The organism is Streptomyces sp. NPDC014991 (genome assembly GCF_043080665.1).
Classification (GTDB): Bacteria; Actinomycetota; Actinomycetes; order Streptomycetales; family Streptomycetaceae; genus Streptomyces.
Map to the genome: position 1 here is coordinate 90520 of NZ_JBIBVY010000020.1, position 20493 is coordinate 111012.

Consider the following 20493-nt stretch of genomic DNA (forward strand, 5'->3'; position numbering starts at 1 on the left):
ATCAGGAAGTGAACCCCTTCCCGATGGCTGACCCGCAGTCTAACGCGCCCCTGCGCGCCGACGCCGGAGCTCCGACCTCCGGCGTGATCCACGTACGCACCCGGCTGACGGCCGACTTCACGGTGATCTCCAATGCCCTCGCGCAGCGACGCGGCAGCGCGGTCACGGTCGGTGTCGCGGCGTACATCGCCTCCCTGCCCGACGGCTCCCGCGTGAGCATCGCCGCCCTGTGCGAGCACTTCACCGAGGGCGAGATCCTGATCTCGCGCGCGCTCGGCGAACTCGAAGCCGCCGGTTACCTGGAACGCCGCCGCGAACGCCTGCCCTCCGGGCAGATCCGCACCCGGACGTACTTCTACGACGTACCCTGCGGTCCTCCGGCCCCGGACGGGCCGCCGAAGCCGCCCAGCCCGCGGAAGCCGCCCGTGGCGGAGAAGGCCCTGCCACCATCAACTCCCGCCACTCAAACGGCGCCTCACCAGGAGGAGTCGGCGCCACTGTCCGACGCCGATCCCCGGGCCGTGGCCGTTCTGACTTCGCTCCGCCGCGTCGATCCACGTCTCGTCCTGTCCGAGCGGGAGGCGATCCGGCTGGCACCTGCCGTCACCCAATGGCTCGCGGCCGGTGTCGCCCCGGCCCAGATCACCGCACTGCTCACCGCACGGCTCCCCGACCGCTTCCTGGCCCGGCCGGCGGGCATCCTCGCCTTCCGCCTCCGGGAAACACCTCTGCCCACCCCGCCCCCGCCGATCGCCGAGCGCCCGGCCGTACTGCCCTTCCACACCTGCGACGGCTGTGAGCGGGCGTTCCGCGCACCGGAACCCGGGCGCTGCCGTGACTGCCGACGACCCGGCAAGAGGCTGCGAGCTGCCGCCTGAGCCGTCCGCGCCTCAGGCACCACGACCGAGAAGCGCGCGTCGCCGAATCTCTGTCGGCGCTGACTGTCGCCGTGATCACCCGAACACCCGGCCCTACCTCCACCCACGTGCCGGTCGGTCCGGACTGTGGGGTGACCAAGTACGACGAGTCCTACGGAGCTCGCACGGTTCGGGGCCGTTCGGAGTGGCCCGGTGCTCCGGAGGGGTGGTGGGGTCGGGATGGTTCCGGTGCGGTTCGGCACGGGTCGGGTACGACGAAGGCCGGTGTGAAGGGAGTTCACACCGGCCCGGGGTCGTTCAGCCGCACTGGCAGGGGTTGCCCGACTGGCATCCGCAGCCGCATCCCGAGCCGCAGCCGCACGCGCCGAACAACGGAAGGCTCTTGATCTCGGCGGGCTGGTCGGTCTCGCGCTCCTGCGTGGGGTCGGGGGTGGTGCCGGGGGATTCGGCCATGGGTCCCTCCTAGACGCTGGGGCAGAGATGCCCTCGCCCATTTCATGCCCGTTCCGCCGGGCGCATCAACGGCGCACGGAGGCGCCCCCGCGCCCGCCCGGACAACCGACAAGCCCCTTGCCCGACTGCCGGGACCACCGGCAGACACCAGGCCGCCGCCCACCGGCAGCCGCCGGGCCCCCGGCTACCGCCAGGCCCCCCAGCAACCCGCGACGCGGAACGACCAGCCCCGGCCGGCCCCGACCAGCCCGCCATACCCCCCCGAGCTGAACCCCCCCGCTCCCCCCCGGGCAGGGTTACGCCCCGTCCACCCCCGTGACCGGCTGGATGTCCGCCTGGAGGTTGTCCGCGTGTTCGCCGGTGACGAGGTAGACGACCCGCTTGGCCACGGCGACGGCGTGGTCGGCGTAGCGCTCGTAGTAGCGGCCCAGCAGGGTGACGTCCACGGCCGTCTCGATGCCGTGCTTCCAGCGCTCGTCGATCAGGTGCTGGAACAGCGTGCGGTGCAGCAGGTCCATCTCGTCGTCGTCCTGCTCCAGCTGGAGCGCGAGGTCGACGTCCTTCGTGATGATCACCTCGGCGGCCTTGGCCATCAGCCGCTGCGCGAGCTGGCCCATCTCCAGGATCGTGGCATGCAGGTCCTGCGGGACGGCCCGCTGCGGGAAGCGCAGCCGGGCCAGCTTCGCCACGTGCTGGGCGAGGTCGCCGGAGCGCTCCAGGTCGGCGGACATGCGCAGCGACGTGACGACGATGCGCAGGTCCGTGGCGACCGGCTGCTGCCGGGCCAGCAGGGCTATGGCCCGGGCCTCCAGATCGTGCTGGAGTTCGTCGATCTTCTGGTCGCCCTCGATCACGCTCTCGGCCAGCTTGAGGTCGGCATCGAGGATGGCGGTCGTGGCGCGCCCGATCGCCGACCCGACCAGCCGGGCCATCTCCACCAGTCCGTCGCCGATCGAGTCCAGTTCCTCGTGGTACGCGTCCCGCATCAGGGTTCCCTCTCGTACGTGTGCTTGGGGGGTCTACGGGGGATGTGACACCACGCGCCCGTGGCGAAACCGGCGGTGCGAACCCCACGCTCCCACGTTCCGTCCCGTACGCGTCCGTTTCCGCCACCCCGAATGAACCACTACCGGCCCCCAGGTGAACTCTGGGCGACGAGTGTTCGAGGTCGCACCTCGGTGGCTGTGGTCATGCCGGACGGCGTGCCTAACCTAAAGGCATGGACGTGAACGCGGCGGTCGCCGCAGCGGCAGCGATCGCCGGAGTGCTCACCGGTGTCATCGCCATGCTGGCGTTCCGCTGGAGCGAGCGCGACCAGAAGCGGCCGACCAGGACCTCTCTGCACACCGATGCCGTACTGCCGCCCGGCGTGGACACCGTGCTGTCGGTGCTGCGCTCCTCCGCCGTCGTCCTCGACGAGGGGGACGCCGTGGTCAAGGCCAGCTCCGCCGCGTACGCCCTCGGGCTGGTGCGCGGCGGCAAGCTCGCCGTGGAGCCGATGCTCCAGATGGCGCGGGACACCCGGCGGGACGGCGAGATACGGCAGGTCGAGCTGGACCTGCCCCGGCGCGGCACCGGACGCGGCGAGGCCCTCGCGGTCTCCGCGCGGGTGGCGCCGCTCGGCTCGCGCCTGGTCCTGCTGCTGGTCGAGGACCTGACGGAGGCCCGCAGGATCGAGGCGGTACGACGTGACTTCGTGGCGAACGTGAGCCATGAGCTGAAGACGCCCGTCGGAGCGCTGTCCCTGCTCTCCGAGGCCGTGATGGACGCCTCCGACGACCCCGAGGCCGTACAGCGCTTCGCCGGCCGGATGCAGATCGAGGCGACCCGGCTGACCAACCTGGTGCAGGAGCTGATCGACCTGTCGAGGGTGCAGAACGACGACCCTCTCGAGGACGCCGAGCCGGTCCGGGTGGACGAGCTGGTCGCCGAGGCCATCGACCGCTGCCGGCACCAGGCCGGTACGAAGCAGATCACCATGGCCGCCGGAGGCGCCGACGACCTGCGCGTCTGGGGCAACCGCGGCCAGCTGGCCGCCGCCCTGGGCAACCTGGTGGAGAACGCCGTCAACTACTCCCCGGCCCGCACCCGCGTCGGCATCGCCGCCCGGCAGATCACCGCGCCCGGCGGTGACATGATCGAGATCGCCGTCACCGACCAGGGCATCGGCATCTCCGACAAGGACAGGGAGCGTATCTTCGAGCGCTTCTACCGCGTCGACCCGGCCCGCTCGCGGGCCACCGGCGGCACCGGTCTGGGTCTCGCCATCGTCAAGCACGTGGTCGCCTCGCACGACGGGGAGGTCACGGTCTGGAGCGCCGAAGGCCAGGGCTCCACCTTCACCATCAGGCTGCCGGAGGCGGGCGCGGCCCGCGACCGCGCACAGCAGCACCCCGACCTCGACGACGAGGCCGGCCCCGACCCATCCCCGTACGCACCGCTTCCCGCCCCGGAGGTCCTTCCGTGACCCGAGTGCTCGTCGTCGAGGACGAGGAGTCCTTCTCCGACGCTCTGTCCTACATGCTGCGCAAGGAGGGCTTCGAGGTCGCCGTGGCGGCGACCGGTCCCGACGGACTGGACGAGTTCGAGCGCAACGGCGCCGACCTGGTCCTCCTCGACCTGATGCTGCCGGGGCTGCCCGGCACCGAGGTCTGCCGCCAGCTGCGCGGCCGTTCCAACGTCCCCGTGATCATGGTGACCGCGAAGGACAGCGAGATCGACAAGGTCGTCGGTCTGGAGATAGGGGCCGACGACTACGTCACCAAGCCCTTCTCCTCGCGTGAGCTGGTGGCCCGTATCCGCGCGGTGCTGCGCCGCCGCGGCGAGCCGGAGGAGGTCACCCCGGCCGCGCTGGAGGCGGGTCCGGTCCGCATGGACGTGGACCGGCACGTGGTGACCGTCAGCGGATCCAAGGTCGACCTCCCGCTGAAGGAGTTCGACCTGCTGGAGATGCTCCTGCGCAACGCGGGCCGGGTCCTGACCCGCATGCAGCTCATCGACCGGGTCTGGGGCGCCGACTACGTGGGCGACACCAAGACCCTCGACGTCCACGTCAAGCGGCTGCGCGCCAAGATCGAGCCGGACCCGGGCGCGCCGCGCTACCTGGTGACGGTGCGGGGGTTGGGCTACAAGTTCGAGCCGTAGGCCGCCGAGCCGTAGGGCGCGGCACATGGGAACGGCGAAGGGCGGCACCCCGCGCGGGGTGCCGCCCTTCGCCGTACGGCCGGCTCAGTGACCGGCGGACGACTGCGAGGCCGAGTCGCTGGGGGTGACGGGCGCGCCGGAGGCGCTGGCGGACGCGGAGGCCTCGTCGCCCTTCTCCGGCTTGCCACCGGGGGTGGCGGTCGCGCTGCCGGACGCCGTGGCGCCGGGGGCGCCACCGGCGGACGCGGCGGCGGACGGCGTCTGGGACGGGCCCCACTGGCCGAAGTAGCTGGTGGCCGGGACGACGAAGGCGCGCAGGGTCACCTTGCCGGTCTTGCTGAAGGTGAAGGTGATCTTCTGGGCGCTGCCGTCCTGTACGGCCTCACGGCCGCTGGGCAGCACCGCGGAGGCGTTGTCCTTGCCGCCGAGGATCAGCGAGCCGCCGGCCGGGACGGTCAGGCTCTGCCCCTTGGCAGCCTTCAGCTGGGCGGACGTGCCGTTGCCCTCCACGGTGACCGACTGGAGGGTCTGGTCGGTCCTGCCGGTGTTGAACACGTTCGCGGAGATCACCGCGGGGCCCGTCGCCTTCAGGTCGGGCTGGGTGATGACCACGGCGTTCTGGATCTTGATGTCACCCACGTGGAGGGCCGCGTTGTCCGGCTGGATCTCCAGCGTCTGGGCGTTGTTCCCGGCGCCGCAGGCGGCGAGCGAGGCGATCGAGAAGACGATGGCGGAGGCGGCGAGGGCGCCGCGTCGAAGGCTGCTGCTCACGGCGGCGGCAACTCCTTGAACGCGCGGGCGGCTCCCCTGATAAAGCCGCCCTAAGGGTCTGTCAGCGGCCTCAGGTTACCGAGCCGTTCCCGGAGGACCGCACCCGACCCTCCCCCGGGCAGCCGCCTTCCGTCCGGGTGGAGGTACCCCGCGGACCCGCGAGCGACGCCCTCGCCGCATTGCGGGGGCGCTCGTCTGTCATTCACATAACGCGGCGGCGGGCGGCTCGCGAGAAACGGCGAGAGGGCCGCGGCAAGACACGCGACACCCGTGCGGCGCCGCTTGCGAGATTTCCGTGAAGGATTCCGCACCGCCCCGGAAATTGATCACGGAGCACCGCTGCGGCGGTCGTTGATCAATTCCGGATTCGGCTCACATCCGACCGTGATCACCGAACGGAGTAGCGGAAGTCGTACGCTTGGAACCGGACATATCAGGACGTTCAGCCAATCGGGGTGACCTGCCCGGGTGTGTGACGTACACGTTTCGCCCCGCCCGCAGAGCCCCTCCGACCTGCGAATACCCGCTTCCGCAGGCGCTCCGCAGCACGTTCCGGTTGCTGTTGTCAAGCCCCGAGATATGCCCTGACCTGCGAAAACGCCATTCAGAAGACGCCGTATCCGTGTTACCCTGGATAGCCACGGAAGGGGTACCTGTCACATGACGTTCAAGGTTGGCGACACCGTGGTCTATCCCCATCACGGGGCCGCGCTGATCGAGGCTATCGAAACTCGTCAGATCAAAGGCGTGGACAAGACCTACTTGGTGCTGAAGGTCGCCCAGGGTGACCTGACGGTACGTGTGCCAGCGGACAATGCGGAGTTCGTCGGCGTGCGTGATGTGGTCGGTCAGGACGGGCTGGACCGGGTCTTCGAGGTGCTGCGCGCGCCGTATGCCGAGGAGCCCACGAACTGGTCGCGTCGTTACAAGGCAAACCTGGAGAAGCTCGCCTCCGGCGATGTCATCAAGGTCGCGGAAGTCGTGCGTGACCTGTGGCGTCGTGAGCGCGAGCGCGGACTCTCCGCCGGTGAGAAGCGCATGCTCGCCAAGGCCCGCCAGATCCTGGTGAGCGAGCTGGCCCTCGCGGAGAACACGAACGAGGACAAGGCCGAGGCCCTGCTCGACGAGGTGCTCGCCTCCTGACGCGCAGCGGCAGCGAACCCTCGCTTCCGGCACGCTGAGCACAGTAAATGCCGCGGTGCCCGATGACACTCAACCTGTCGCCGGGCGCTGCGGCATGTTCGTCCCCGGAAGAACCCTGGTGAATCCCGGAAGAAACCGCGGCAGAACCCCGGAAGATCCCCGACAACCGGACGGGACGCCGGAACGCCTGCCGGGCACCTCGGGAAAAGCCCCCCGTACTCGTCGTGCCGGGCCCGGGCTGGTGGCTCGACCAGGGTCACGGAAAGGGTCCGGTCAAGGCGTCGCGCCCGGCACTCCTCCAGGCCATACCCACGTAGGTCGAGCACACAAACCTGACAGGAACCGATGTCTGACGAATCGCGTCCCACGCCCGCGCAGAGCCCTGTCGCCGCCGTGATTCCCGCCGCCGGCCGGGGCGTCCGCCTCGGCCCGGGCGCCCCCAAGGCACTCCGCGCGCTGAACGGCACGCCCATGCTCATCCACGCGGTCCGCGCCCTCGCCGCGTCCCGCCATGTCTCCCTCGTCATCGTCGTGGCCCCGCCGGACGGCACCGCCGAGGTCAAGTCCCTCCTGGACGCGCACGCCCTGCCCGAGCGGACCGACTTCCTCGTCGTCCCCGGCGGGGAGTCCCGGCAGGAGTCGGTCCGGCTCGGCCTGGACGCCCTGCCGCCCGAGTACGGCGTCGTCCTCGTCCACGACGCGGCCCGCCCGCTCGTCCCGGTCGACACGGTCGACGGGGTCATCGAGGCCGTACGCGACGGCGCCCCCGCCGTCGTCCCCGCGCTCCCGCTGTCCGACACCGTCAAGGAGGTCGAGCCCGCGGCCGTCGCCGGCGACCCGGAACCGGTCGTGGCCACCCCCCGGCGGGACCGGCTGCGCGCCGTCCAGACCCCCCAGGGCTTCGACCGCGCCACCCTGGTCCGCGCCCACGAGGACGTCACCGACAACGTCACCGACGACGCGAGCATGGTGGAACAGCTGGGCCTGACGGTCGTGGCCGTCCCCGGTCACGAGGAGGCCTTCAAGGTCACCCGCCCCCTCGACCTCGTCCTCGCCGAGGCGGTCCTGGCCCGCAGGAGGCTCAACGATGGCTTCTGAGGCATCCGGTCCCCACCCGCTGCCGGTGCTGCCCCGGGTCGGCGTCGGCACCGACATCCACGCCTTCGAGGAGGGCCGCGAGCTATGGTGCGCGGGCCTGCTGTGGGAGGGCGAGGGGCCCGGTCTGGCCGGGCACTCCGACGCGGACGTCGTCGCGCACGCCGCGTGCAACGCGCTCTTCTCCGCCGCCGGGCTCGGTGACCTGGGACAGCACTTCGGCACCGGCCGGCCCGAGTGGTCCGGCGCGTCCGGGGTCACCCTGCTCACCGAGGCCGCCCGGATCGTGCGCGAGGCGGGCTTCGCCGTCGGCAACGTCGCCGTCCAGGTGGTCGGCCCCCGCCCGAAGATCGGCAAGCGGCGGGCCGAGGCCGAGAAGATCCTCTCCGAGGCGGCCGGCGCCCCCGTCTCGGTCTCCGGCGCCACCACCGACGGGCTCGGCTTCCCGGGCCGCGGGGAGGGACTGATGGCGGTGGCCACGGCACTCGTGGTGCGGGTGAGCTGAGAGCGTGCGAGGGTACCCGGAGAGTCACCGCTGACGGCTTCGTGTGGAGGTATCCGTGTCCGCTGCCCTGTCCGACCGTGTGAAGTCCCTGCTCGACGGCACCGTGTTCATCGTCGTCGGCACCCTCCAGCCCGACGGCAGCCCGCAGATGTCGCCGGTATGGGTGAAGCGCGACGGTGACGACGTCCTCTTCTCCACGACGACCGACCGCCGCAAGTACCACAACCTGGAGCGCGACCCCCGGGTGACCGTCGTCGTCATGAACCCCGAGCAGCCCTACGAGTACGCCGAGATCCGCGGCATCGCCGAGATGACGACCGAGGGCGGCCAACAGCTCATCGACGAGCTGAGCCGCAAGTACACCGGCAAGGACTACGCCGACTTCAACCCGGCCTCGGCCCAGGACGCCGAGCGGGTCGTCGTCCGGATCCGGCCGCGGAAGGTCGTCGGAATGTCGTGAGCGTGGCGTTCCCGGCGGTGGGCGCATGGCACTGTCCGGCGCCCACTACCCTGGAGTGGTGACTATTCGCCTGTACGACACCAGCGCCCGGCAGATCCGTGACTTCGCCCCGCTCAAGCCGGGTTGCGTCTCGATCTACCTCTGTGGCGCCACCGTGCAGGCGGCCCCCCACATCGGCCACATCCGATCGGGCCTGAACTTCGACATCATGCGCCGCTGGTTCGAGTACCGCGGCTACGAGGTGACGTTCGTCCGCAACGTCACCGACATCGACGACAAGATCATCGCCAAGAGCCGCGAGCAGAACCGCCCGTGGTGGTCGATCGGGTACGAGAACGAGCGCGCCTTCAACGACGGGTACACCGCCCTCGGCTGCCTGCCGCCGGCGTACGAACCGCGCGCCACCGGCCACGTGCCGGAGATGATCGAGATGATGCAGGGCCTCATCGAGCGCGGGCACGCCTACGAGGCCGACGGCAACGTCTACTTCGACGTACGGTCCCTCCCGTCGTACCTGGAGCTGTCCCGGCAGGAACTGGACAACCTGCTCCAGCCGTCCGGCGAGGGCGAGACCGGCAAGCGGGACCCGCGCGACTTCGCGATGTGGAAGTCCGCCAAGCCGGGCGAGCCGACCTGGCCGACCCCGTGGGGACCCGGCCGCCCCGGCTGGCACCTGGAGTGCTCGGCGATGGCCCACAAGTACCTGGGCAGCGCGTTCGACATCCACGGCGGCGGCCTGGACCTGATCTTCCCGCACCACGAGAACGAGATCGCCCAGGCCAAGGCGTACGGCGACGAGTTCGCCCGGTACTGGGTGCACAACGCCTGGGTCACCATGGCCGGCGACAAGATGTCCAAGTCGCTCGGCAACAGCGTCCTGGTCAGCGAGATGGTCAAGCAGTGGCGCCCCATCGTGCTGCGGTACTACCTGGGCACCCCCCACTACCGCTCGATGATCGAGTACAGCGAGGAGTCGCTGCGCGAGGCCGAGTCGGCGTTCGCGCGGATCGAGGGCTTCGTGCAGCGCGTGGTGGAGAAGGCCGGGGGAGCCGTCGAGCCCGCCGCCGAGGTGCCGCCCGCCTTCGCCGAGGCCATGGACGACGACCTGGGCGTGCCGCAGGCCCTCGCCGTCGTGCACACCACCGTCCGGCAGGGCAACAGCGCGCTGGCCGCCGACGACAAGGAAGCCGCCGTCGCCCGGCTCGCCGAGGTGCGGGCCATGCTCGGCGTCCTCGGCCTGGACCCGCTCGACCCGCACTGGGCGGGCGAGGGCGGCGACCGGGGCGAGGACCTGCACGGCGTGGTCGACAGCCTGGTACGGCTGGTCCTCGACCAGCGCGAGTCCGCCCGCACCCGCAAGGACTGGGCCACCGCCGACGCGATCCGCGACCAGCTCAACCAGTCGGGCCTCGTCATCGAGGACGGCCCCCGGGGCCCCCGCTGGAGCCTGCCTCCGCGCTGACCGCCGGCCCGGCCCTTGATCGATTGTGCCGCCCGGCCGTCCGGGCGGCACACTGCACAGACGTACACACACTTCCGTAGAGAACAGGTAGATCATGGCCGCGAACAACCGTCGTCTGTCCGGCAAGAAGGGCGCGCAGGTCGGCAGTGGCGGCCAGCGGCGCAAGGGCCTGGAGGGCCGGGGGCCGACCCCGCCCGCCGAGATGCGCAAGGGCCACAAGAAGAACCGCGTCGCCAACGCCAAGGCGAAGCAGGCCGTGCGCCGCCCCGTGGTCCGGGGCCGCGGCGGAAGGTCCACCTCCGAGCTGGTCGTCGGCCGCAACCCGGTCTTCGAGGCGCTCCGCGAGGGCGTGCCCGCCAACACGCTCTACGTCCAGCAGTTCATCGACAACGACGAGCGCGTCCGCGAGGCCCTCCAGCTCGCCGCCGAGCGCGGCAACATCAACCTGATGGAGGCCCCGCGCCCCGAGCTGGACCGCATGACCAACGGCCTCAACCACCAGGGCCTGGTCCTCCAGGTCCCGCCGTACGAGTACGCGCACCCGGACGACCTGCTCGACGCCGCCGCCGGCAACGGCGAGGACCCGCTCGTCGTCGCCCTCGACGGTGTCACCGACCCGCGCAACCTCGGCGCGGTCGTCCGCTCCGCCTCCGCCTTCGGCGGCCACGGCGTGATCGTCCCGGAGCGCCGCTCGGCCGGCATGACCGCCGGTGCCTGGAAGTCCTCCGCCGGTACGGCCGCCCGCACGCCGGTCGCGCGCGCCACCAACCTGACCCGCATGCTCGAGGCGTACAAGAAGGCCGGCGTGGCGGTGGTCGGTCTTGCGGCGGACGGCGAGGTGGAGGTCGGCGACCTGGCGGCCCTGGGCGGCCCGGTCGTCATCGTCGTCGGCAGCGAGGGCAAGGGCCTGTCCCGCCTGGTCGGCGAGACGTGCGACTACCGCGTGCGCATCCCGATGCCGGGCGGCGCCGAGTCGCTCAACGCAGGTGTGGCCGCGGGCATCGTGCTCTACGAGGCGGCCCGCAGGCGGAGCTGAGAACCGCCCGGACGGGAGCGGAGAACGAACACCCGTCCGGCGCCTCGCCCCCGTGGGGTAATTCCGGCACCCATGGGGCGTGGCGGGCGGTTCTTGACGGGGTCCGGACACTTCCGGCCCGTCGGGACAGTGTCCTAACGCCACATCACTCGGTTAGATGAGTGTGGACACCAGAACACCCCGCACACCCACGGGGGACCGCTCGTCGGGTTTCGACGACGCTCCCGCGCTGAGCATGGTGAAGGTGCCGAGCGATCCGGCGCAGGTCATCGTCAATCACGCCAGCTTCCGCGTGCAGCTCGGCGCGTCGGCGAAACGCAGCCAGTCCCCGCGGATCGCCCGGCACCTGAGCGCCGGCCAGGACACGTCCCGGATGCCCGTCGTGGGCACGGCGGGCCACGCGGGCGCCACCGGCCGCCGCCGTCCCGTCGTGTGGAGCGGCAGGTCCGCCCCCGACGACACCGGCGCCCACCGGCTCCTCCAGGCCGTGCGGGGCAGCAGTGTCCGCAACACCGACGAGCCCGTGGCCCGCGGCACCCGGGTCGTCCCGCGCGTCAGGTCCGGGTACGCCGACACGTACGACGCCCTGGACCAGACCGTCCAGACCCCCGTCGTCGGCCACCAGCGCACCGCCGCCGAGGCCGACGGCACCCGCCTCCTGCCTCATATGCGCACGGTCGCCGGCGCCTACGACGAGCAGACCTACCCCGACACCGGCTACGACCCGTACGACGCCCACCCGGCCGACACGGACGCCGGCACGGACGGCGGCGGCGCACGGTCGGCCAAGCGCCACGGCGACGACCCGGCCCGGCACGCCTACTACCCCGGCCGCCGGTTCAACCTCGGCGTCGTCCTGCTCCCGCTGCGTGTCTTCCTCGGCTTCATCTCGCTCTACGCCGGCATGGGCAAGCTGTGCGACCCGGTCTACTTCGACGGCGGCAAGCGCGGCTCCATGGTCACCTGGCTCAACACCCTGCACCCCTGGGACGTCGCCGAACCGCTGCGTCAGCTGGCCCTGCACCACCCCGTCGGCTCCGGCCTGGTCATCGCCTTCCTCCAGGTCGTCGTCGGCGTCCTGACCGTCCTCGGCTGCTGGCAGCGCGTGGCCGCCGGCGTCGGCGCCCTGCTCTCCGCCGCCCTGCTCGTCACGGTCAGCTGGAAGACGGTCCCCGCCTACGACGCGCCCGACATCATCTACCTCGCCGCCTGGTCCCCGCTGATCATCGCCGGCGCGCCCGTCTACTCCGTCGACGGCCGCCTCGCCGGCAGCGCCTGGCGCCGGCTCGGCCCCCGCGCCGACATCTGGGATCTGCGCCGCTACGTCCTGCGCCGCGGCGCCGTGCTGACGGCCGTCAGCGTCGGCCTCACCCTCCTCGTCGGCTCCCTGCTGGGCGGCGCGGTCCGCGACTCCAGCCGCGTGGTCGTCCCCGGCCCCGGCGAGGCCCCCCGTAACCAGCTCCCCGGCTCCCCGCTCCCGCAGGAGCCCGGCAAGCGGCACAGGAAGGCCCCGGCGGCCACCAGCACCCCCACGGGCGGCGCCACGGCCGGCGCGGTCCCCTCCGGCGCGGCCACGACCCCCGGCACCAGCGGCCGTGACACCGGCGCCACCACCACGACGCCCAGCCAGACGCAGGGCACCACCGGCCAGGTCCTGCCCCGCCGGGTCCCGCCCACGGGCGGCGGCGCCCCCAGCACGACGGCGGGCCCGACCAGCACGGGCGGCACGGGCGGCACCACCTCGACGGGCGGCACCACGTCGACCGGCGGCACGACCGGTTCGGGCGGCAGCTCGACCTCGGGCCGGCCGGGCCTGGTGGGCGGCCTGCTGGGCTGACACACCGCGGGACGAGGAGGGCCCCGTACCGAGGTCGGTACGGGGCCCTTCTCCGTGCGGTCGTGCGGTCAGGCGGTCGTGAGGTGGGGCGGCGCACGTTCGAGGTGGGCGCATCCCGGCACTCGGCCCCCTGGCTACCGCCCCAGCGCCGCCAGCTCCTTGGCGGCCTCCGTGAGGTCCTTGGCCGTGTCGATGGCCCGCCAGTAGGCCCCGTGCGGAATCGGGAAACCCGCGAGCCGCTTCTCCCGGGCCAGCCGGGGGAACGTGGTCCGCTCGTGGTCCCCGCGCTCGGGAAGCATCGCGGAGAATCCGGGGGAGAAGACGTAGACGCCGGCGTTGATCTCGAACGTCGACGGCGGGGCCTCGATGAAGTCGGTGATGTGCCCGAACCCGTCGGTCTTCACCGCGCCCCAGGGGATCCGCGGACGGGCCAGCGCCAGCGTGGCCACCGCGTCCCGCTCCGCGTGGAAGTCGGCCATGTCGCGCAGGGAGAACCGCGTCCAGATGTCCCCGTTCGTGGCGTACCAGGGCTGTTCGGGGTGGGGAAGGCGCGCGGCCGCGTACCTCAGGCCGCCGCCGCGGCCGAGGGGCTCGCTCTCCACGACGGTGGTGACGGAGACGGGGAGGTCGGCCGAGTCGAGCCACTTCTCCAGGACGTCGGCGAGGTGGCCGCACGAGACCACCACGTCCGTGACGCCTTCCTCGGCGAGCCAGGTGAGCTGATGGCCGATGATCGGCGTCCCCGTACCGGGGATCTCGACCATCGGCTTCGGCCGGTCGTCGGTGTACGGGCGCAGCCGGGAGCCCTGGCCACCGGCCAGGACCACGGCTTGAGTGGGGCGCGACGCGGCGCTCGGATGGGTCATGACGGCACTGTACGTGGCGCCCCACCACTGGGTGCGGGCGGCAACACGCTCCCGGAGCGGCTGCCGGTGCCCGCCGGTACTCAGCTGTGCGCGGCCAGGACGCCCGAGGCGAAGGCCGTGTCACACACCGGGCGCGCGTACGACTGGGCACGCGAGGCGCCGTAGATGCCCACCGCGGCCCTGCCGAGGGCGCGGGCGATGGAGGAGCAGTGCCGGGCCAGCGCCGGATGTCCGTTGACGGCCTGCTGGAGGTGGGTGAGGACGACCCCGGGGTTCTTCTCCTGGAGTTCGGTCATCAGGTGGTCGCGGAGCACGTCCTGCGGCGCCCGGGCGGCGGCCTTCCTGACGGGGACCGCGGCCGACGAGACGTCGGAGGCGGCCAGCACCGAACTGGAGGGACTCCCCGTCCAGTTGACCCGGGTGACCGCGAGGGTTCCGGAGAGCACCAGGAAGACGGGCAGGACGAGGGCGAGTGTGCGGCCGATCCGGCGGGCAGGGCCGCCCCGGTGGCCGCGTCGCGTCTGTGGGGTGGTGGAGTGCTTCACGCGTGTGAGGTTAGCGCCCGGTAGTGACATGGCGACATTCAGTCACTCCTATGGGGGATGGAATGACGCCGCTTTCGGGGTAACGGGTTGACGCGACCGCCCGGAATGATTACCGCGCCGGGGTATCGCCCCCCCCACGCGGCAGGGGCCCCGCACGCCGTGCGCGCGGGGCCCCTGCCGTACGAGGTGTGCCGTCAGTCGGTCAGCCGCTCACCGGTGGACGTGGAGAACACGTGGATCTCGCCCGGCCGCGGCACGACGTGCAGCGTGGCGCCCTTCTCCGGCACCTGGCGGCCGTTGACGCGGACGACCAGGTCCTTGACCTCGCCGCTGACCTCGGCGGTGCCGTAGACGTAGCCGTCGGCGCCCAGCTCCTCGACGACGTTCACGGAGACGGCCAGACCGGCCGGCGCGTCCGCGCTGTCCTTCGTCAGGGCCGTGGCTGCGCCGCCGCCCAGCTCGACCACGTCGAAGTGCTCGGGACGGACGCCGACGGTCACCGTGCGGTCACCCTTGTCGGAGGCGGCCTTCAGCGCGTCCCGGTTGACGGGGACGACGCTGTTGCCGAACTTCACGCCGCCGTCGGTGATCGGCACCTCGACCAGGTTCATGGCGGGGGAGCCGATGAAACCGGCGACGAAGAGGTTCGCGGGCTTGTCGTACATGTTCCGCGGCGAGTCGACCTGCTGGAGCAGACCGTCCTTGAGGACCGCCACGCGGTCACCCATCGTCATGGCCTCGACCTGGTCGTGGGTCACGTACACGGTGGTGATGCCGAGGCGGCGCTGGAGGGACGCGATCTGCGTACGGGTGGAGACGCGGAGCTTGGCGTCCAGGTTGGACAGCGGCTCGTCCATGAGGAAGACCTGCGGCTCACGCACGATCGCACGGCCCATGGCGACACGCTGGCGCTGACCACCGGAGAGCGCCTTCGGCTTGCGGTCCAGGTACTCGCTGAGGTCGAGGATCTTCGCGGCCTCCTCGACCTTCTGCCGGATCTCCGCCTTGTTGACGCCGGCGATCTTGAGCGCGAAGCCCATGTTGTCGGCGACCGTCATGTGCGGGTACAGGGCGTAGTTCTGGAACACCATGGCGATGTCCCGGTCCTTGGGCGGCAGGTGCGTGACGTCGCGGTCACCGATGCGGATGGCGCCGCCGTTGACGTCCTCCAGGCCCGCGAGCATCCGCAGGGAGGTGGACTTCCCGCAACCCGACGGGCCGACCAGGACGAGGAACTCGCCGTCCTCGATCGCGATCTCCAGCGAGTCGACGGCGGGCTTGGTGGAACCCGGGTAGATCCGGGTCGCCTTGTCGAACGTGACAGTGGCCATGGTGAATGGACCCCTTCTACCGGCAGGAACGTGCCGGACGATCCGTTGTAGGAAGGTGGTTGGTGTAGTCCACGTGAGTGAACTGGATCGAGACGGTACCTGGCGTTCACTCGCTCTGTCAGTACCCCGGCCCCTGTGAACTTCGGGGAAATTCCCCGCGGAGCCGCGCCGGGACCTGGGTACACTGCACAGGCACGGCGGTGCCACGCGCGCGTGCAGGCCTCCTTAGCTCAGTCCGGCCAGAGCAACGCACTTGTAATGCGTAGGTCGTCGGTTCGAATCCGACAGGGGGCTCCACCACGGAAAGGCCGGCCAGGAATCCTCCTGGCCGGCCTTCCGTCGTTCAGCGGACGCGGATGCCCTCGAGCAGGAGCGTGGTTCCGCTTCGCGCTCCCTGACGGTATGGCCGAGGTCATCAGCCAGGAACTCGGGCATCCGGTCACCTACCGCCGCACGACCTCGGCGACCACGCGTCGCTGCTCCGCTCCCGAGGGGCCGGCGACCGGACGCTCAAGGACCTGACCGAGGCGTTCGCCGCACAGGACCACGGCATCCACGACGCGGACTGGGCGACCGCCGAGCCGACACCGACGGACTTCCGTACCTGGTGCAGGGAGGCGCTCGAGCCCGCCGCGGACGCCCGGGCGTCCTGACACGAGTGGGGCTCACGGGCGGCCCCGCGGTGATTCGGGGGCGGGCCGGCCCGGGGGTCCGGCGCAGGTCTTCGCCGCCGTGTCCGGACGGCGTGGCGGGGATCGCCGGGGATGTCGATCACATGCCGGGCGGTGTCGGCGTGGCTGAATCGGTGCATGCGATTTCGGCGGGGTGTGCGCAAGGTGCGGGCGTATGTCCGCGGTGCTCCCGGCACCTACGTGTGGCTGGGGATCCTGTTCGTCACGACGGTCGTCCTGCACCACATGCCGCCGGAGTTCGAGCAGCGCTTCCTGCGGCACCGGTCGACGAACCTGCACGAGCTGTCGCGCAGCCCGGTGCGGGTACTGGTGGTGAGCGCGCTGTGGATCGAGGGCGGCCACTGGATCCCGTACGCCTTCCTGTACACGGTGTTCCACGCGCCGGCCGAGCGGTGGCTGGGGACGGTCCGCTGGCTGGCGGTCTGCCTGCTCGCGCACGTCCTGGCCTCGCTGGTCAGTGAGGGGGTGCTGCTGCGGGCGATCAGGGAGGGCGTGGCTCCCCGCTCGGCGTTCGACACCCTGGACATCGGGGTCAGCTACGCGCTGGCGGGGGTGATCGCGGTGCTCGCGTACCGGATCGCGGTGCCCTGGCGGTACGGGTACCTGCTGGCGGTGCTGGCCGTGTTCGGGCTGCCGCTGGCGGCCGGCCCGACGTTCACGGACTTCGGCCACTTCGTGGCGGCACTGATCGGGCTGGCCTGCTATCCGCTGGTCAGGGGCCGTGGAAAACCATGGAATCCGAAGGAGACACCGGCCGTGCTCAGGGGTTAACGTCCCGGCCATGAGCAGCTCGGCGAGCAGTGTCGTGAACGGCGGGATCTCCTTCTGGTACGCGGACGACGGTCTTCCGGCGGTACGGGAGCCGCTGTCCCAGGACGCCACCGCGGACGTCGTCATCGTCGGCGGCGGATACACGGGCCTGTGGACGGCGTACTACCTGAAGAAGGCGGCCCCCTTCCTGCGGATCACCGTCCTGGAGCAGAAGTTCTGCGGCTACGGCGCCTCCGGCCGCAACGGCGGCTGGCTCTACAACGGCGTCGCGGGCCGGGACCGGTACGCGAAGCTGCACGGCCGTGAGGCCGCCGTCCGCTTGCAGAAGGCGATGAACCACACCGTGGCCGAGGTGATCGCGGTGGCCGGCGCGGAGGGCATCGAGGCCGACGTGCACCGGGGCGGCGTGCTGGAAGTGGCGACCACACCCGCCCAGCTGGCGCGGCTGCGGGCCTTCCACGAGCACGAGCTGGCGTACGGCGAGACGGACCGGGAGCTGTACGGCGCCCGGGAGACGGCCCGGCGGATCCGGGTCGCGGACGCGGTCGGCTCGGCCTGGACCCCGCACGGGGCCCGGCTGCACCCGGTCAAGCTGGCCAAGGGGCTCGCCACGGTCGTGGAGGCGCTCGGCGTGACCATCCACGAGTCGACGCCGGTGACGGAGATCCGTCCCAAGCACGCCGTGACCCCGTACGGCACCGTCCGCGCCCCCTACGTCCTGCGCTGCACCGAGGGCTTCACGGCCTCCCTCAAGGGCCAGCGGCGGACCTGGCTGCCGATGAACTCGTCCATGATCGCCACCGAGCCGCTGACGGAGGAGCAGTGGGCGGCGATCGGCTGGGACGGCCGGGAGACCCTCGGCGACATGGCCCACGCCTACATGTACGCCCAGCGCACCGCCGACGGTCGCATCGCGCTCGGCGGGCGCGGGGTGCCGTACCGCTTCGGCTCGCGCACCGACAACGACGGCCGCACCCAGGAGGCCACCGTCGAGGCCCTGCGGGAGATCCTCACCCGCTTCTTCCCGTCCCTGGCGGGCACGCGGGTGGCCCACGCCTGGTCGGGGGTGCTGGGCGTGCCGCGCGACTGGTGCGCCACGGTCACCCTGGACCGCTCCACCGGCCTCGGCTGGGCGGGCGGCTACGTCGGCTCCGGTGTCGCCACCGCCAACCTGGCCGCCCGCACCCTGCGCGACCTGGTCCAGCAGGACTCCGGCCAGGGCGGCCGCACCGAACTGACGGACCTGCCCTGGGTGAACCACAAGGTCCGCAGGTGGGAGCCGGAACCCTTCCGCTGGCTCGGCGTCCAGGGCATGTACGCCACCTACCGCGCCGCCGACCAGCGCGAACGCCTCCACCCCGGCACGGAGTCCTCCCGCCTGGCCAAGGTGGCGGACCGGGTGGCGGGACGGCACTGAAACCCGGGGGACCGGCCGGTTAACCTCCCCCCATGATTCGCACCGCGACCCCCGCCGACGTCCCCGTCATCCATGCCCTCGTCCGTGAACTCGCCGAGTACGAGAAGTCGCTGGAGGAGGTGCGGGCCGGTGCGGAGCAGCTGCGCGAGGCGCTGTTCGGACAGCGGCCGGCCGCCTTCGCGCACCTGGCCGTGGACGACGCGAGCGGCGAGCCGGTCGGCTTCGCGCTGTGGTTCCTGAACTTCTCCACGTGGCGCGGGGCGCACGGCATCTACCTGGAGGACCTGTACGTCCGTCCCTCCGCGCGCGGCGGCGGGCACGGCAGGGCGCTGCTGGCCGAACTGGCCCGCATCTGCGTGGAGCGCGGTTACGAGCGGCTGGAGTGGGCGGTGCTGAACTGGAACCGGCCCGCGATCGGCTTCTACGAGGCGATCGGCGCCCGCCCGCAGGACGAGTGGACGGTGTACCGGCTCACGGACGGGGCGCTCGCGGGACTCGCCGGGTCGGACCGCTGAACCTCGCTGCCGGCCAGGTCGGTCAGGGCACCGGCTCCGGGACCGGCGTGTCGGCCGGTGCCCCCTGCCCGGGCGCCCTGGCCGTCACCATGAGGCCCGCCACCAGGCCCGCCAGGAGCATCACGCCGGCCGCCCACCCGATGGCGACGGTGTAGCCGTGCACCACGCCCGCCGGGACGACGGCGGCCCTGTCGGCCGGGCGGCGCAGATGCGCGGCGAGGTAACCGGCGCTGCTGGTGGTCGCCACCGTGTTGAGCAGCGCCGTACCGATGGAGCCGCCGACCTGCTGTGAGGTGTTGACGGTCGCGGAGGTCACTCCGGCGTCGCGGGGTGCGACACCGGCGGTGGCGGTGGCGAAGACCGGCATGAAGGTCAGGCCCATGCCGAGGCCCAGCAGCAGCAGGGCGGGGAGGATCTCGCCGGTGTAGGTGGAGTGGACGGTCATCCGGGTCAGGAGCAGCAGGCCGGCGGCGGCGAGCAGCATGCCCGGCACCATGAGCAGGCGTGGTGCCACGCGGTGCAGCAGGCGCGCGGAGATCTGGGTGGATCCGGTGATGACGGCGGCGGTCAGCGGCAGGAAGGCCAGCCCCGCCCGGACGGGCGAGTAGCCGAGGATGTCCTGCAGGTAGTAGGTCATGAACAGGAACAGCCCGAACATGCCGATCACCGCGAGCATCATGGTGAGGAAGCAGCCCGCGCGGTCGCGGTCCCGGACGATGTGCAGCGGCAGGAGCGGGCTGGGCGCCCGGGCCTGCCACCGGACGAACGCGGCGAGCAGGAGGATGCCAGCCGCGAACAGGGCGAGGACCAGCGGGTCGGTCCAGCCGCGCGGTTCGGCCTCGCTGAAGCCGTAGACCACCGCCACCAGTCCGCCGCAGCCGAGGAGGGCGCCGGGTACGTCGAGGCGGACGCCGGCGTGGCCGGGGCGGTCGTGGAGCAGGGCGAGGGCGCCCAGGACGGCGGCGATCGCGATGGGCACGTTGACGTAGAGGCACCAGCGCCAGTTCAGGTACTCGGTGAGCAGGCCGCCGACGATGAACCCGATCGCCGAGCCGCTGCCGGCGAGGGCACCGTAGATGCCGAAGGCCTTGCCGCGCTCGCGCGGGTCGGTGAACGTCGTGGTCAGCAGGGACAGCGCGGAGGGGGCCAGGAGGGCGGCGAAGGCGCCCTGGAGCGCGCGGGCACCGAACAGCGTGCCGGAGCTGGTGGCCGCGCCGCCGAGCGCGGAGGCGGCGGCGAAACCGGCGAGTCCGACGACGAAGGCGCGTTTGCGGCCGACGAGGTCGGCGATCCGGCCGCCGAGCAGGAGCAGTCCGCCGAAGGCGAGGGTGTAGGCGGTGATCACCCACTGCCGGTTGCCGTCGGACATGTGCAGGGCGTGCTGGGCGGAGGGCAGCGCGATGTTCACGATCGTCGCGTCGAGAACGACCATGAGCTGCGCGAGGGCGATGACGACGAGTCCCCACCAGCGGTGCGGATCGGCTCCGTCCGCCGGGGGGACCGGCGCCGCCGGGGGCTCACCCGTTCGGCCGACACTCATCTCGCCAGAACACCACGGATCGGGGTGTGCCG

At 71.9% G+C, this 20493-nt stretch carries 20 protein-coding genes and 1 tRNA gene; 14 read left to right on the forward strand and 7 right to left on the reverse strand.

The window, feature by feature from the left end; translation table 11 throughout:
- Window positions 1-23 precede the first annotated feature (23 nt).
- The gene (locus tag ACF1BE_RS27315) at window positions 24-878 is read left to right on the forward strand and encodes a hypothetical protein (protein ID WP_392201663.1); all 855 of its coding nucleotides are present in this window, start codon (window positions 24-26) and stop codon (window positions 876-878) included.
- Window positions 879-1175: 297 nt separating this feature from the next.
- On the opposite strand, the gene ACF1BE_RS27320 is transcribed toward ACF1BE_RS27315, so the two are convergent.
- Both ACF1BE_RS27320 and phoU read right to left on the reverse strand, forming a co-directional pair.
- Window positions 1176-1331, reverse strand: a complete 156-nt coding sequence (locus ACF1BE_RS27320; RefSeq protein WP_392201664.1) for a hypothetical protein — start codon at window positions 1329-1331, stop codon at window positions 1176-1178.
- A 296-nt stretch (window positions 1332-1627) separates the two neighbouring features.
- Window positions 1628-2317 (reverse strand): phosphate signaling complex protein PhoU, encoded by a 690-nt coding sequence (phoU, locus tag ACF1BE_RS27325; protein WP_392201665.1) that lies wholly within the window; start codon window positions 2315-2317, stop codon window positions 1628-1630.
- A 233-nt stretch (window positions 2318-2550) separates the two neighbouring features.
- Here phoU and ACF1BE_RS27330 point away from each other — a divergent pair, with 233 nt between their 5' ends.
- Window positions 2551-3798: a sensor histidine kinase gene (locus ACF1BE_RS27330; RefSeq protein WP_392201666.1), complete on the forward strand. Its 1248-nt coding sequence runs from the start codon at window positions 2551-2553 to the stop codon at window positions 3796-3798.
- Window positions 3795-4475 (forward strand): response regulator transcription factor, encoded by a 681-nt coding sequence (locus tag ACF1BE_RS27335; protein WP_010358452.1) that lies wholly within the window; start codon window positions 3795-3797, stop codon window positions 4473-4475. The genes ACF1BE_RS27330 and ACF1BE_RS27335 overlap by 4 nt, the downstream gene beginning before the upstream one ends.
- 84 nt (window positions 4476-4559) lie before the next feature.
- Here the strand turns inward: ACF1BE_RS27335 and ACF1BE_RS27340 are convergent, their stop codons facing one another.
- Window positions 4560-5246 (reverse strand): DUF461 domain-containing protein, encoded by a 687-nt coding sequence (locus ACF1BE_RS27340; protein ID WP_392201667.1) that lies wholly within the window; start codon window positions 5244-5246, stop codon window positions 4560-4562.
- Between the two features lie 660 nt (window positions 5247-5906).
- Here ACF1BE_RS27340 and ACF1BE_RS27345 point away from each other — a divergent pair.
- The 7 genes from ACF1BE_RS27345 to ACF1BE_RS27375 all read left to right on the forward strand — a co-directional run bounded on the left by ACF1BE_RS27345 (window position 5907) and on the right by ACF1BE_RS27375 (window position 12784).
- Window positions 5907-6389, forward strand: a complete 483-nt coding sequence (locus ACF1BE_RS27345; protein ID WP_003953493.1) for a CarD family transcriptional regulator — start codon at window positions 5907-5909, stop codon at window positions 6387-6389.
- Between the two features lie 345 nt (window positions 6390-6734).
- On the forward strand, window positions 6735-7487 hold the full coding sequence (gene ispD, locus ACF1BE_RS27350; RefSeq protein ID WP_392201668.1) for a 2-C-methyl-D-erythritol 4-phosphate cytidylyltransferase: 753 nt from the start codon (window positions 6735-6737) through the stop codon (window positions 7485-7487).
- Complete coding sequence (ispF, locus tag ACF1BE_RS27355; RefSeq protein ID WP_392201669.1) at window positions 7477-7989, forward strand: 2-C-methyl-D-erythritol 2,4-cyclodiphosphate synthase; 513 nt, start codon at window positions 7477-7479, stop codon at window positions 7987-7989. The genes ispD and ispF overlap by 11 nt, the downstream gene beginning before the upstream one ends.
- Window positions 7990-8044: 55 nt before the next feature.
- Entirely contained in the window at window positions 8045-8449 is a 405-nt protein-coding gene (locus ACF1BE_RS27360) for a PPOX class F420-dependent oxidoreductase (protein ID WP_392201670.1), read from the forward strand.
- A 58-nt stretch (window positions 8450-8507) separates the two neighbouring features.
- Window positions 8508-9911 carry a cysteine--tRNA ligase gene (gene cysS / locus ACF1BE_RS27365; protein ID WP_392201671.1) on the forward strand — a complete coding sequence of 468 codons (1404 nt, stop codon included), beginning with the start codon at window positions 8508-8510 and terminating at the stop codon, window positions 9909-9911.
- A 94-nt stretch (window positions 9912-10005) separates the two neighbouring features.
- Window positions 10006-10947, forward strand: coding sequence for a 23S rRNA (guanosine(2251)-2'-O)-methyltransferase RlmB (gene rlmB / locus ACF1BE_RS27370; protein WP_392201672.1), 942 nt, complete (start codon window positions 10006-10008; stop codon window positions 10945-10947).
- A gap of 157 nt (window positions 10948-11104) precedes the next feature.
- Entirely contained in the window at window positions 11105-12784 is a 1680-nt protein-coding gene (locus tag ACF1BE_RS27375) for a DoxX family membrane protein (protein WP_392201673.1), read from the forward strand.
- 134 nt (window positions 12785-12918) lie between these two features.
- Here the strand turns inward: ACF1BE_RS27375 and ACF1BE_RS27380 are convergent, their stop codons facing one another.
- The 3 genes from ACF1BE_RS27380 to msiK form a co-directional block, all read right to left on the reverse strand.
- On the reverse strand, window positions 12919-13650 hold the full coding sequence (locus tag ACF1BE_RS27380; protein ID WP_392201674.1) for an NDP-sugar synthase: 732 nt from the start codon (window positions 13648-13650) through the stop codon (window positions 12919-12921).
- A gap of 80 nt (window positions 13651-13730) precedes the next feature.
- Entirely contained in the window at window positions 13731-14195 is a 465-nt protein-coding gene (locus tag ACF1BE_RS27385; protein WP_392201675.1) for a hypothetical protein, read from the reverse strand.
- A 194-nt stretch (window positions 14196-14389) separates the two neighbouring features.
- Window positions 14390-15526: a diacetylchitobiose ABC transporter ATP-binding protein MsiK gene (msiK, locus tag ACF1BE_RS27390; RefSeq protein ID WP_392201676.1), complete on the reverse strand. Its 1137-nt coding sequence runs from the start codon at window positions 15524-15526 to the stop codon at window positions 14390-14392.
- 219 nt (window positions 15527-15745) lie between these two features.
- Here msiK and ACF1BE_RS27395 point away from each other — a divergent pair.
- The 4 genes from ACF1BE_RS27395 to ACF1BE_RS27410 all read left to right on the forward strand — a co-directional run bounded on the left by ACF1BE_RS27395 (window position 15746) and on the right by ACF1BE_RS27410 (window position 18921).
- Window positions 15746-15823 (forward strand) — tRNA-Thr (locus ACF1BE_RS27395).
- A gap of 512 nt (window positions 15824-16335) precedes the next feature.
- Window positions 16336-16989, forward strand: a complete 654-nt coding sequence (locus tag ACF1BE_RS27400) for a rhomboid-like protein (RefSeq protein WP_392201677.1) — start codon at window positions 16336-16338, stop codon at window positions 16987-16989.
- 10 nt (window positions 16990-16999) lie between these two features.
- Window positions 17000-18406 carry an NAD(P)/FAD-dependent oxidoreductase gene (locus ACF1BE_RS27405; RefSeq protein WP_392201678.1) on the forward strand — a complete coding sequence of 469 codons (1407 nt, stop codon included), beginning with the start codon at window positions 17000-17002 and terminating at the stop codon, window positions 18404-18406.
- A gap of 32 nt (window positions 18407-18438) precedes the next feature.
- Window positions 18439-18921 carry a GNAT family N-acetyltransferase gene (locus ACF1BE_RS27410; protein WP_392201679.1) on the forward strand — a complete coding sequence of 161 codons (483 nt, stop codon included), beginning with the start codon at window positions 18439-18441 and terminating at the stop codon, window positions 18919-18921.
- 22 nt (window positions 18922-18943) lie between these two features.
- Here ACF1BE_RS27410 and ACF1BE_RS27415 read toward each other — a convergent pair whose 3' ends face one another.
- Window positions 18944-20461: an MFS transporter gene (locus ACF1BE_RS27415; RefSeq protein ID WP_392201680.1), complete on the reverse strand. Its 1518-nt coding sequence runs from the start codon at window positions 20459-20461 to the stop codon at window positions 18944-18946.
- Window positions 20462-20493 lie beyond the last annotated feature (32 nt).